The 14367-nt window shown below is 41.6% G+C and carries 7 protein-coding genes and 1 pseudogene; 4 read left to right on the top strand and 4 right to left on the bottom strand.

Going from position 1 to position 14367, the window contains the following annotated elements:
* Positions 1-4700: pseudogene (locus Q0064_RS12365) on the bottom strand (hypothetical protein); the annotation flags it as partial.
* 180 nt (positions 4701-4880) lie between these two features.
* On the opposite strand from Q0064_RS12365, the gene folE reads away from it, so the two are divergent.
* The 4 genes from folE (at position 4881) to lgt (ending at position 8245) form a co-directional block, all read left to right on the top strand.
* The gene (gene folE, locus Q0064_RS12360; RefSeq protein ID WP_298148524.1) at positions 4881-5534 is read left to right on the top strand and encodes a GTP cyclohydrolase I FolE; all 654 of its coding nucleotides are present in this window, start codon (positions 4881-4883) and stop codon (positions 5532-5534) included.
* Between the two features lie 67 nt (positions 5535-5601).
* Complete coding sequence (gene cysS / locus Q0064_RS12355; RefSeq protein ID WP_298148523.1) at positions 5602-7074, top strand: cysteine--tRNA ligase; 1473 nt, start codon at positions 5602-5604, stop codon at positions 7072-7074.
* Positions 7074-7301 carry a membrane protein insertion efficiency factor YidD gene (yidD, locus tag Q0064_RS12350; RefSeq protein ID WP_366095245.1) on the top strand — a complete coding sequence of 76 codons (228 nt, stop codon included), beginning with the start codon at positions 7074-7076 and terminating at the stop codon, positions 7299-7301. Before cysS ends, yidD begins: the two co-directional genes overlap by 1 nt.
* Positions 7302-7306: 5 nt before the next feature.
* Positions 7307-8245, top strand: a complete 939-nt coding sequence (gene lgt / locus Q0064_RS12345; RefSeq protein ID WP_298148522.1) for a prolipoprotein diacylglyceryl transferase — start codon at positions 7307-7309, stop codon at positions 8243-8245.
* A 467-nt stretch (positions 8246-8712) separates the two neighbouring features.
* On the opposite strand, the gene Q0064_RS12340 is transcribed toward lgt, so the two are convergent.
* From Q0064_RS12340 to Q0064_RS12330, 3 genes are read right to left on the bottom strand one after another with little or no spacing between them, the layout of a single operon-like run.
* On the bottom strand, positions 8713-9162 hold the full coding sequence (locus Q0064_RS12340; protein WP_298148521.1) for a hypothetical protein: 450 nt from the start codon (positions 9160-9162) through the stop codon (positions 8713-8715).
* A gap of 5 nt (positions 9163-9167) precedes the next feature.
* Positions 9168-10955, bottom strand: a complete 1788-nt coding sequence (locus Q0064_RS12335) for a TonB-dependent receptor (RefSeq protein ID WP_298148520.1) — start codon at positions 10953-10955, stop codon at positions 9168-9170.
* A 5-nt stretch (positions 10956-10960) separates the two neighbouring features.
* A complete protein-coding gene (locus tag Q0064_RS12330) occupies positions 10961-13984 on the bottom strand; it encodes a tetratricopeptide repeat protein (RefSeq protein ID WP_298148519.1) in 3024 nt (1007 codons plus the stop codon).
* Between the last annotated feature and the right edge of the window lie 383 nt (positions 13985-14367).

Below are 14367 nucleotides of genomic sequence, written 5' to 3'. Positions count from 1 at the left end.
CCTGCTGCATCCAAAAGTACAGGAGTTGAAGAAGTACCATCCGAAAGTGTAACCGTAGCGTTGGCAGTACCCGAAATTAGTAAGTTAAACGGATCGCCTGCACAAACATTGTTATTGCTGGACGTAAACTGCGTAACAACCGGAATCGGATTTACAGTTACAACAGCTGATTGTCCGCTGATCGTGGCCGTACAAGGCGGGGTAGTTCCAGAGCTTACCGAAACTAATTCTACGGTAGTAGTAGAAGTTAAATTAGTAAGATCAATAGTTCCTAAGCCGCTTGCGGGATCTAAATTAACGGTGGCTGCAGTGTTTCCTGCTGCGTTAACAACAGTATAATTGACGGTCGATCCGGGTGTTCCTGAAACTTCCAATTGCGCATTGCCCGTCGGACAAACAGCAGCAGAGGTCGTAACTAAAACTGCCGTTGGCAAACCAACAGTTATTGTTATTGCCTGTGCGGGAATAAAGTTCTGAGAACAAACCGGTGAACTAGAGGTAGATACGGATACAAGTTCAATAGTTGTATCTGTTGTAATATTATTTACTGTAATAGTAGCTGTACCAGTTCCAGAGGCGTCGGTACTTAATGTAGCTGTTTGTGCAATTCCGCCATTAATTTGATAAGTTACTGTTCCACCTGAAGTTCCCGAAAACTGTACTTGCGGTGACGAACCTGTACAAGTTCCAAAAGAAGTAGTTACAATAGAGGCAGTTGCCGCTGGAAGCACAGTAACTGTGATAGTATCGGAATCGCAGGCGACACTCTGTACAGTAGAATTTGCTGTGAATGTGTAATCACCTGATGCGGTTAAATTTGAAATTGTAACTTGTCTAGTATTGGCTGTAAATCCATTTGGACCGGTCCACGAATAAGTTGCAGTTGGACCTAAATCTTCCATAGATAGATTTATTGGGTTTCCGCTACAAACTGCAAAATCTGCTCCAGGATTTGACACACAACATGCGTCAAGAATAAATTCGGCTGGCGGTGTTGTGTAAGGCGGACAGTCTCCAACCGTGACTGTATATGTAATCTGATAAGTTCCCGCGACATTAGTAGGGTCTGCGGCATTAACCACGCCAGTAAAAGGGTCAAACGCTAATCCTGTGCTTGGTGACACGGAATAAATTCCACCAACTAGCAAGTCTGGCGACAAACTCGGTGAAACTGTCGAGCCTCCCGACGCGCAAAACGTATTTTGATTTGGCCCTGTACCGCCTGTATAGGATATTGTTCCTTGGGCGGAGAAATTATCGAGTACGAAAGGCAAATAATTATAGCACCCGCTTGTTGAGCTGAAATCTGTGATTGAAACCCATAACTCTTTCGGAAGATCAGTTACTGCAACGCTATAATTAGAAAGTTGATTAAAAGGGATTGGATTTGCAAAATCCTGCGCGTCCTGACGAGTCTCAAAAAAATTAACTTCTATATTTGGATCGCCACCACTGATTTCAGCAATTTGATCAATATCGAAGATTATCGAAGTTCCTGTAACTACATCACAATTAAAAACATTTTCAGGAACAGCCGCCACATTTACCGGTGGTTCAATCTGAACTGTGTAAGAGTCAGTTGCATTAATTACAGTGTTATCTTGTCGTGTGGTTGTAATAGTAACGTTGTATGTAGTATTTTGCGTTGGACATACAACGATGTTATCAGTTGTACCTAAATTAGTTCCAAATTGATCTGTCCATTGAACCGTAACTAAATCATTTCCAGTATTGGTCGTTGGATAAAAACGTACAGCTTGGTTGACAGCATCCCAGTTGCCTGTTTGATAGGCGATATTTGCTGCAGTACCCGTTGCATTTTGAACTCCAACGATGCCGTTTCCTCCATTCCATCCACAATCGCCTTGTCTATTCTTGATAATAACGTCGATGATATTAGTTGTTTCATACAATACGATTTGTGAGGTCATTTCACCAAAAGTAGTACCGCATTGATAGAGTGGTAATTGATTAAAATTGGCAACAAAAACCCTATTAGGAGCTGTACCTTGAACGTAGTAGTTTACGTTTTGTATAGCGGGATTTGTGACAGGAGGCTGATTGATATCTGTGTCTTGATAGACACCATAAATTGCGTTTAGTATTGGAAATGCAGGGTTACCAGTTGGTGGTACGGTTTGATTAAATGCCCACGGGCAGAAACCTCCAGCATCTGAAGTATCAAAACTGATTACTCCATTTGATCCGATTATGAGTTGATTATAATTTACCCCATAAAAATTAAAATTAAAAGGCAAATTAAAGACCGGTGACCAAACATCATCTTGATTTGCCTGCAAAATGGTACCTCCAGTAAAAGAATTCAATTGCTGAAACGGAATTGGCTGAGAAACATAAGTGGTTGTTGGAGCAACAGCATAATATGTTGCCGTTAAGTTTGTGCATTCCCCTACCTGGCAAATTGGCGTCATGTTTCTTATTTCAACCTCATTTTCTGGGGCTCCTAAGCAACGGGTTGCAGACGGAGGCAATACCAGAACCGTCGCAGAACCTGTCAAGGCTGATGCACAAGGCCCAAATGAAATATTTTGTAAAGTAAATGTTGTCGTAGCAAATATGATCGGGCTAACCGACCCTGTACCTTCCGCGTTGAGCGTAACTGAAATTGGAGCTGTTGAGCTTGAAGAAGTTAGCGTTATCGTAGCACCCGGTGGACCGTTAAGTACAACATCGTATGACTCCCCAGGACATAGCGATCCTGGTGGTGGAGTAATAGTTACGCTTGTATTGGCTAGAACCCTTACAATAGCCGTTTCATCCAGCTCTTTGGTGCAACTACCATCGCTAACACTAACTAAGGTAAAGCTAGTATTGGCTGAAAAATTCTGAGTGATTTGAGCCTGTCCTGCTCCATTTAAAGTTAAAGTAACGGGGACTGTTGGAGCCGTGGAAACAGTATATGTGACTGTTGCGTTGGGTGTACCTTCAACAACAACGGTACCTGATCCGTTTGGACACACGAAAATTTCATCGTTTTGGAATTGAGCATTAATTGGTGAAACAACAACAACATGATTACCAGTAGCAGGTTCTGTACCACAACTTCCTAAGGAAATATCCACCAGCGAAAAATTTGTTGTTGTATCGCTTTGTCGCACACTAGTCGCTAATCCATTATTGTTTAGTACAACTTGGAAGGTATTAATTCCGTTCGTAAAACGAACAGTAGCACCCGGGTTACCTTGAAAGTTTAATACAAAGTTGTCGCCAGGACAAACTGCGGTATCAGGACCATCAATTGAAACTTCTAAGTTTGGAATTTCTATAGTAGCTTGAATGTTTTTTACATAAGTACAGCCATCAACAACTATAGACGTAAACGTATAGACACAATTACCGGTAAATACAACTGGAATTTGAACCGAACCAGTGCTTCCGATAGTAGCGGTTAAATTAACTGTCGGATTCAAAGAAGTGAAATAATTTACAATAGAATTTGGCTCTCCGTTAACAATAATATTGACTGTATTGTTGATACAAGCTTGAATTTGCGGGTTTGCAATACTTAAATCTGCTGTTAAAACTTCAACCTGAAGACTGCTATTTCCTGCCGAAAAACATGGCCCAGTTTGCACATTAGTAATAGAGAAAGTAGTGTTTTCAGAAATCATCTCTGTCGCACTACCAGTTCCATTTGCAGCTAATATCACAGAGTTTGTAGTTGTACCCTTTGTATATGTCACCGTAGCTCCTGGTGTTCCTGTAAATGTTAGTTGAAACGGTGAAGAGGGACACTGAGGAGTTAAAGGACCTGTAATTGTGGCACTTGGAATTTGCAACACATCGACTATCGAGCTCTGATTGGCATTCGTAGAAAACGAACCATTTGCAACTGATTGAATACTCACTTGAAATGTACCGGAACCAGTAGTAGGAATTTCTATAACTACACTATCGGAGGTATCTGGTGTTGTTACTGTTTGCGATGAACCACCATTCACAGTATAAGTAAATGTATATGGAGCAACCCCATTAGCACCTGTAAATACTACTTGCGCCGGTGATGACCCTACACAAACAGTCTGGTTTGGAGAAATCGTGGCTGTCAACAATGCTCGCACCGAGAAATCATCCACTGCAAAATCGTTTCCAACAAAAGCGGTATTTTCATTATACAATTCAATGAAAACACAAGCGTTTGTAGGCTGAAAACGATAGGTAAACTTTTGCCATCCTTCCGCTGGCAAAGGAACTAGCGTCGAAGCAGGCGAAACAAACTGCACGTTAATAGCATTAGTCCACTGTATCCGAATATCGGCGCGACCGGAATCATCTACTATATTATTTCCAACAGACTTTGCCCAAAAGCTAAACTCATAAACTAGACTAGTATTCAATCCACACACACCACTACCATTAGTACCAGCTCGCCAAAATTTTTGAGCACCTCCAGTTGCATTCCCATCGATAACCATCATCAAACCTGTGCCTGTTGTATGATCGCCACCCGATAAGAAAAAATTGGTATTTAAAATATTCGGATCCGACACAAAAGCATAGTCGCCAGAAGAGGTATTACCCGAGTATGGCGGACTTAAAAAATTATAACCAGCGCCATTAACATTGAAACCGGTATTGTTTGTCCCTGCCTCGAAATCGCCATTTGTCAACAAATTTTGCGCGTTTGACATTTTCGCAACAAGTAACAGAGAAATCACTAGACGTAGTGTGAATTTCATTTCAAAATCAATTTTAAGGAGCGAAATGTACAAAAATTACTGAGATTTTATACTTTTTTAACAGCATAACTTTTGGGATTTATTTAAGAATCGTCAAAATACAAATCCGCGAAATCCCTTATCTTTGCAACGCTTTTACTTTGAACCCTCCTAACCTTTCAAAGAAAGCCAGATACAACAATGATTGACGAAATAGGCGAGAATCACATCGCAACAAGTGCACAAAATCCGGTTCGAATAGACGCTTTTGAAATATCGGATGAAGAAAAAATAGAATCAATAAAGAAAGATGTTGCTAATATCCTCCACACTTTAGGAATGGATTTAACCGACGACAGCATTAAAGGTACTCCAAACCGAGTAGCCAAAATGTTTGTAAAAGAGCTCTTCGGCGGTTTAAATCCAGAAAAGCGTCCGAGCGCTTCAACTTTCGAAAACAACTACAAGTACGGCGAAATGCTCGTAGAAAAAAACATCACTGTTTACTCTACCTGCGAACACCACTTGCTACCAATAATCGGTCGCGCACACGTTGCCTACATCTCTAACGGCCGCGTAATTGGTTTGTCGAAAATGAACCGCATCGTCGATTTCTACGCAAAACGCCCACAAGTACAAGAACGCCTTACCATGCAAATCGTTCAAGAATTGCAACTCGCGCTCGGTACCGACGACGTGGCCTGCGTAATCGATGCAAAACACCTTTGTGTGAACTCACGCGGAATACGCGACATCGAATCAAGCACCGTAACCTCAGAATTCGGCGGACGTTTCAAAGAAGAAGCCATGAGAAAAGAATTTCTCAACTACATCTCTTTAGAAACCAAGTTTTAATTGAAAAAAATACCCAATAAACCTGTCCAAATAACTATTTTTGGACAGGTTTTTTTATTTATGTGCCATGACGAGAATTCATCATCTTAAAATCTACAACTCACTTACCGGTCAGAAGGAAGTATTCGAACCCATTCACGAAAATCACGTCGGCATGTACGTCTGCGGACCAACCGTCTACAGCAACGTTCACCTCGGAAACGTGCGCACATTCATGTCGTTCGATGTCATCTTCCGCTACCTGAAATTCCTCGGATATAAAGTTCGCTACGTCCGAAACATTACCGATGTCGGACACATTGTCGATGATGTCGACGACGGCGAAGATAAAATCGCTAAACGCGCCCGACTCGAACAACTCGAACCTATGGAAATCGTACAGAAATATACGGTCGACTTCCACACCATTCTCTCTAAATTCAATTTCTTGCCGCCAAGTATCGAACCTACGGCAACCGGACATATCATCGAACAAATTCAAATTGTTCAAGAAATTCTCGACAACGGTCTCGCGTACGTAAGCAATGGTTCCGTGTATTTCGATGTTTTAAAATACAATGAGTCAAAACCTTACGGTATTCTCAGCGGAAGAAATCTAGAAGACATGATCTCAAATTCACGAGATCTCGATGGGCAAGACGACAAAAAAAATGCCGTGGATTTTGCTTTGTGGAAAAAAGCCGAACCCGAACACATCATGCGTTGGCCTTCACCGTGGGGCGACGGGTTTCCGGGCTGGCACCTCGAGTGTACCGCAATGAGCACCAAATATCTCGGAACGCAATTCGACATTCACGGTGGCGGAATGGATTTAAAATTCCCACACCACGAATGCGAAATCGCCCAAAACGAAGCTGCTAAAAATCACGCTCCGGTAAAATATTGGATGCACGCCAACCTCCTTACGCTCAACGGTAAGAAAATGGCAAAATCTACCGGAAACAGTATCCTGCCCGGCGAAATCCTGAGTGGAGATAACAACATTCTCAGCAAAGCTTTTTCTGCGGCAGTTGTTCGATTTTTCATGCTCCAAGCACATTACCGCAGCATACTTGATTTTTCCGACGAAGCGATACTCGCAGCCGAAAAAGGTTTTAACCGCTTAGTCGAAGCAGTTGCCACTTTAGACAAAATCGAAGCCGCTAACGTTAGTACTTTCGACGTTAAATCGTGGATCGAACAAGGCTTGCAAGCCATGGACGACGATTTCAACACGCCTATTCTTATCGCTAATTTGTTCGAAGCCGTAAAAGTGATTAACAGCTTGGCCGAACAAAAAACAACGCTTACCGCTGCCGACCTACGCGAATTCAAAACCTATATTCACGCTTTTATCGAGGATATTTTAGGTATCGAACTCGAATCAAAATCTGCTGCCAAAGACGAACTCATTCCGCAGTTAATCGATTTACTCATCGCTCAACGCAATCAGGCGCGTGCCGATAAAAACTGGAAGTTATCCGACGAGCTGCGCGACAATTTGTTGCAACTCGGTATCGAACTCAAAGACGGAAAAGACGGAACTACTTATAAATATTAGTGAAACTGCTGGTTCAAATACTAATCCTGCCGGTTCGCATCTATCAAGTGCTCATTTCGCCTTGGTTTCCCGCGTCCTGCCGCTTTGAACCTAGCTGCTCACATTATATGATTCAATCGCTAAAAATTCACGGACCGATTCGCGGCCTTATCCTCGGACTCAAGCGCATCAGCTCTTGCCATCCCTGGGGAAAATCGGGCTACGATCCCGTTCCACCACCAAAATAAAAAATATGACCACACTCGGAATTACCTGGAATCCGTCCGAAGGAATCGACCTCGGATTTTTTATGATTCGTTACTACAGCCTGATGTTTGTAGTTGCCTTCTCTCTCGGATATTACCTCACTAAAAAAATCTTTATCCGCGAAGGCGAAAGCATTGAAAATCTCGATTCGCTGTTTGTTTGGACTGCCATTGCTACGCTCGTGGGCGCACGTCTCGGACATGTGTTTTTTTACGACTGGGACGTGTACAAACACAAGCCGCTCGAAATTTTTCTTCCCTTCCGTTTTGATCCGTTCGAATTTACTGGATTCAGCGGTCTGGCCAGTCACGGTGCGGCAATCGCCATCGTTATTGCCATGTTTTTCTACAGTAAAAAAGTTATCAAACGACCCGTTTTGTGGATTCTCGATCGCATCGTAATTGCCGTAGCTTCTGGAGCCATTTTCGTTCGTCTCGGAAATTTCTTTAACAGCGAAATCTACGGACATCCAACTTCCGGCAGCCACTTTTACGCAATTCGTTTTGTAAAAGACGACGAATTTTGGTCCGATAAAAATCCGCTGGAACTCACGCAAAAAAGTTCAGTAAAAGAAGCTTTTAACGCTGTGGCAACCGACCCCAAGTTTCAACCCATTCTCGATCAAATTCCTTTTCGCCACCCGTCGCAACTCTACGAAGCGTTTGGTTACATCTTTGTTTTCCTCACACTTTATTACGCTTACTGGAAAACCGACGCCCGCAATAAACCCGGTTTGTTGCTCGGTATCTTTCTCGTTTTCTTGTTCACGGTGCGTTTTATCGTCGAATTTGTGAAAGAAAGTCAGGGCGGTTTCGAAGGCGAAAACCCGATTCTTTCTACCGGTCAATGGCTTAGTATTCCCTGCGTTGTCATCGGTTTAATCTTGATTTTCACCGCCAAAAATCGCACTACGCAAAATAGCTGAGGCTTTATTTTTGGGCAAGCCCTGCCGCTGTTTAGTGGAAGTACTTACCGCGGCAGGTCGCGCTTTTGCTCCAATTCTCAACAAAAAAAGCCGTTCCGGTAGTGGCTGCGTCGGCTCATGAAATCGCCACCACACCCAAACCGTCACTGGCTTTTTTAACGTGAGTTCGATGTAAAAATCGAAGTTAGAAGTCATTTAAATAGTTGGTTACAAGGCGTATTTCTTTGGGATACCGAGGTATCTCAAAAAAATATAACGAAGTAAATGACTGTTTAAATGGTTAGCTATAAAATACTTCGTGGAAATTCTTCCCAAACAATAAAAATGTCTTACTTGAAGCGTTCTAACAAAGATTTTTACGTCGAACTCACGTTATTAAGTTGTTCATTTCCGCGCCACACGAGGCTTTAGCCGAACTGTCTGAAAGAAATCGCTCTTGCGGAAAATCGTTACCGAAAATCACATATTTAATACAATTCGAGAATTCGATACGATACGCCATTTACAGAAAAAGTATCACCAGCTTGCTTTCCTAAAACCGCTTCGCCAATAGGTGTTTCCGGAGAAATTCCAATTATTTGATGGCCTTGTACTTCAGTTTTTGGCAACGAAACACCCATAAAAATCTTAAACGAATTTAGGAACACTAAACTTCCCAAACCTACACGTTGGTGCACAGCTGTGGCGTCTATGGCTTTCAAACGCAAATACTGCTGCTGCAACAAAGCAAGTTGTTTGTTGATGCGTTCTTGCTCCAATTGCGCCATCGATACCGCGGTTTCGTGCTTGTCGCCTGCACTGCTTTTTGCATCTGTTTGCTCGCCAGCTGCCAACGCTTGAATCATGTCCGAAAACGCGTCCATCTTATCTTGCAACAACTGCAAGTGGTAATCCTGATACTGCTTTTTAATCGACATTCGAATTAAAAATCGAACTTGTACGTGGCACCTAACAACACCTGAAAGCCCGTAACCGGATGATTTAACCAACGCTGGTAACTCTGATTAGCAATGTTGTTCAATCGCAAAAAGGCACCTAATTGTTTGTTGTGGTCGTATTTCAAATAGGCATTTACATCAAAAAACGAGTCGAGCGTTTTCTTCTCATCACCTATGCTAATAAACTCCGGATCGGCTTGAATGTCGGTACGTTCTCCAACAAAAAATACCTTACTTCCACCCGACCATTTCGACGAGAATTTAAAATCGATCGTTCCAGCCAACTGAATTTCCGGTAAATTATATGCTTCGTCGAGTGTATCGGTATTGTACGTTGCAAAAGTTCCGTTGATACCAAAACGAACCGCTTCCGACAAATCGGCGTTTAATTCACCATAAAACGAAAGAGTTTTCAATTTATCATACGCAACCGAAAATGAATTTCCGTACAAATACGGTTCGTTTCCTTGCATCACGTCATACGAATTGGCTACAAAAAACGGCCGATTATCCTCAACACTATACGATCCGCGCACGTTAAAGCTTACCGTACTAGCTAACTTTCCTTTCAAACCTCCGTAAAAATTAAGCGGATTTTCTGTGGGTCGCAAACTTAAAGTCGGTGATAAAAACGGATTCAAATTCACTAAATCTCGGTACGAATTCTGACGCAATTCGCCTTCTGCACCTGCGTAAGCAATCATTAAATCGCCAACAATTCGGTAACTCGCACGGATTTTTGGAAACAAGAAAAATCGCGATTTAGTTTCAAAATCTAAACCCGACAATCTGTTTTTCGATTCAGCTAAATACGTAATTCCAACACCTAAATCCACATTAAAATCGTCTTTGGCAAACTTAATCGAAGGCCAAGCATTTAAAATCACATTTGCATTTTCATTGCTTCCCAGAGCAACCGTAACTGGAAATTCCGACGGAAAGGCATTTTCAAACGTAGCCGACAAATAATCTACTTTAAAAGCGGTATTTAATTGCACGCCTGCTACATCAAAGCTCAACTCCGGTTTAAAAACAAAGCGGTTCTCGGCACTGCCAAAGGCGTCCCAAAAGCGTGTAAATCGTACATCGCCACGATTAAAAATACCCGACGACGTTTTCAAATTTCCACCCAATTCAAACTCATTGTACGTTTGCAACGGATCGATACTACTGATCAATGTTTCACGTTGGGTTTCTGTTAAACTCGTTCCGAAAAAATCGGGTAAACCGTACCAATTGTATCGTTGGTTTCTAAATCCAAGGTCGACCTTATAATCAAACGTTTCGGCGGTATTTCCGTATAAAACGCCAAAACGGGTATCCATAAATTTACTGTCGAGTTCCGTGTCTTTAATATCGGCATTCTGCGAAACATGCGATAAATTCCCGGAAACAAAACCCGTTTCACCTACGTTTTCGGTAATATACAATTCGCCGTTTACAGCCGCGTAATTTCCAAATCCTAAGGCAGCGTAATTCTTATAGGTTTTTTCGGCTTCTTCGGCTTCCACACCTGCGGCTTTTCCTTTAGCCGGCGCGAATGTTGAAGCTACCGGAAACGAAAAAATACTGTACGTAATCGTTTCTTTAGCACGCGTTTCCTCGTCGTCGATCACCGGAACTTCTTTCACTTTAAATGCATCTGAAAGTGTCGGCGTGTATGGTTTTACCACATTCACCACTTCGGTTCCTAAATCTTTATCGTCTTTTTGTGCCGAAACTGCAGTGGTAAATCCAGCGAATACGGCTATATATATCAATTGTTTTTGCATGGTTCTTATTCTTTTACAGATGAGTTCGTTTTAGCTTCTTCTGCCGTAATTTTCTCTAATTCTGCTTTTGCTTCAGCAGTTACATCTTCAAATTCTGTGAAATTCTTAACTACATTTTCAAGAATGTACGTGGCGTTAAAACTGTCTTTCAATCCGTAGAAATTCTTCGCCATAACCACCAGTGCTTTCGCACCGTAATAGCGATAGCCGCTGTAATCTTTGGTAAGTTTTTGAACCGCTTTGTTCGAATCTTCAAACTTGCCTTCTTTATTTTTGAAATACACATCGTAGTACAACGCTTCGGCTGCTAATTCGCCTTTGGCAATTGTTTGCAATTTGGCATAAGCCGCTTTGGCTTTTACCTCATCGCCACTTTGGAACGCGGCACGAGCAATGATAATTTGTGCATCGGCTTTTACTTTATCTTCAATTTTTGGATTTTGAAGCACCAATTCAGCTGCGCTAACTGCTTTCGGATAATCCTTCAAATTGTAGTAGCTTTTCATTAAATTTGCTTGCGCAAAAGTTTTGTTCTGCGGATAATCGGCAGCGTCTTTTAACTTCTCCAAAACAGGAACTGCTTTTTCATACTGCTCTGCTTTCAAATACGTTTCCGATAAACGAACCAAAGCTTGTTCGGTAAACTCATTTTTAGGTTGATCGATCACATACTCATAATTCGGAATGGCATTTTGCTCCAATTTGTCGGCGTAGTACAACTGCCCCAAATAAAAATTCGCTTTCAAAGCACTAATTCCGTTCGGGAATTTCGCCAAATAGCTGGTAAAACCCGAAATGGCTTGTTTGTTGTTTCCTTGCAAATATTGCTTTTCCGCGGCAGCGTAGGTATCGTTATCCAATTCGGCATCGGTAACTTCCACAAAACTCAAGGTTTTTACCCAAGCTGCGTACTCATCAATTCTTCCTGAATCCAAATAAATAATTCGGGCTGTACTAACGGCTTCCAAAGCTTCCGAAGTACTCGGATAATCGGCGGCAACTTTCTTAAACTTCACCAATGCCAAATTATCTTTATCGGCATTGTAGTACACCAATCCTTGTTTTAGAACGGCTTTGGCGGAGTAGGTTCCGTCTTTGTAATCGGCTAGCAATTTGTCGTATGTCGCTACAGCTTGTTCGGTTTTGTTCTCGGTTAGATACGTATTTCCAAGCTCGTACAAGGCATCGTCGCGGTATTGCGACTTCGGATATGTCGATACAAACTTGTTCAAGTCTTCGATTTTACGATCGTTTTTAGAAACAAATCCGTAGCTAATGGCTTTTTGAAAAGCGGCGTAATCAGCATCAACGCCTTTTAAATCAATGGCTTTGTTGTAGGCATCCATCGCCGGCCAATACTTCGCCAACACAAATCGGCTGTCGCCCAAGCGCAAATACGCATCGTTTAAACGCACCTTATCGGTGTTGCCTTTAGCGGTAAATTGCTCAAAATAGGTTCCGGCTTGTTCGTATTCTTTCAACTTAAAATACGCATAGCCTAAGTTGTAATCTAAATTCTTGAACTCCGGCGTTTCTTTAGCTGCTGAAAGCGACTGAAATTCTCTAAAACTCAACAAACTTTCGTTGAAACGATCGAGCACGTATTGTGTTTCTCCTTTCCAAAATGTGGCACGTGCTGTAAATTTCGCGTCGCGCGGTTCGTTAACCGACTTTTCAAACATTGCCAAAGCTTCCTGATAATCGCCGTCGGTGTACAATTCCAATCCGCGGTAAAACGTCACTTTTTGGTAAGCTTGTTTGTTGGCAAAGCTTTTGTTTCGTTCCAATAACTCCAAAGCGTCCTTATAATTTTTCGAAGTGATAAACGAATTAATCAACAAGGTTTCAATTTCAGGTTTGTTCGGATTTGAGGGATACTTCTGCAAAAAACCAGCTAATACATCTGGAATCGGTTGGTACGAATTGCCAATTTCATAACTCAATTTCGCATAATTCAAATACGCATCTTCTTGAATTTTCAAATCAAATTCCATTTCCGAAGCGTTCTTAAAAGCGTTTAAAGCCTGTTGCTTCTTGTCGGTTTTCAAATAACTTTCGCCTAAATGGTAGTAGGCATTCTGACTCACAAAATCGTTTCCATTGATGATTTTATTAAACTGACCAATCGCATTTTCGTAGTCTTTTTGCTGGTAGTACGCGTATCCCAACATGTAATAATCGGTATTCGACCATTTGCCTTTCTTGCCTTTGTACGCCGATAAATACGGAATTGCTTCTTGATATTTCTTCAAGTTAAAGTAGCTTTCGCCGATAATTTTATTCAATTCCGACTTTTCTCCGGCTGTCGATTTCGCCATTGCGCGATTGCCTTCTTCAATGGCTTTTTCAAACTTCCCTTGCTTGAAATTCATATCTGCTTGGAAATACGACATTTTTTCTTTGTAGCGCTCATCGTCGCCAACTTGCTCGAATTGTCGGGTAGCTTCTTTGTAATCTTCTGATTCGTAGGCGATAAAACCCAAATAATACTTGGCTTGCTTGCCGTACGTTTTCGAATTTGCTACGCGATTAAAGTACTTTTGTGCTTCTTTTTTATTCTTAGTAACAAAATAACAATAGCCCTTTTGGAACGAAAAACGCTCCGAATCGTCGGCGCTTAGCGTACCTTCATCAACTTTATCAAACCATTCCAAAGCTTGTTCGTAGTTGCCGGCATTGAAGTAATAGTGCGCCACTTCAGTGTACGCTTCGTTGTGCTTGCTGCTGGTTGGAAACTCTTTTAAGAATTTTAAAATCTTAGCATCGGCGCCTGGTTGCTGCAACTTTACCGCAGAAATAGCTGCGTAATAAGCACAGTCGGCAGCGAGATCCGATTGGCGATCGGCTTCCGGCAACGCTTGATAAATGTTATCGAATAAAATCGATGCGCTTTGATATTGCCCTGCTTGATACAGTTGAATTGCCTTATCAAAATCGGCGCGATTGTGCGTAAAGATGGCTGTTTTTTGTGCTACTGCCGTAGAAAAAACACAGGCGAGCAGAAATGGAATTAATTTGCGTATACGCATTGTTTGAACTTTGTTTTAGATGGTCAAATATATCAAATTGGCTATAGTGAGAACGAGCAGAAACGAGCATTTAGTATAATGATATCAACAATTGAACTAACAATTTAATTAGGAACCTGAGGTCGATTAAAAATCTTTGTCAGATCGCTTGAAATCAATAAATTGTGTAGTTAAATAACAATGAAAAAGAATAACTTCCACGCTAAACAGATAAACGGCTGCCTACTTCGTTAGATTTTTTTGCAATACTACAGTATCCCAATAAAAATCTGCCTGTTATACCAATTAGATCTATAAAACAGTCCGATAAAAAAATGTTTTTAAGTCATAACTGCTTTAAAAAAATCTTCCGTAGCGCTGCTATGCAACATTTTTTTGCATTG

The organism is Flavobacterium sp. (genome assembly GCF_027490375.1).
Lineage (GTDB): Bacteria > Bacteroidota > Bacteroidia > Flavobacteriales > Flavobacteriaceae > Flavobacterium.
The sequence above is the reverse complement of the archived record's forward strand: the minus strand, read 5'-3'. Positions and strand labels throughout refer to the sequence as shown.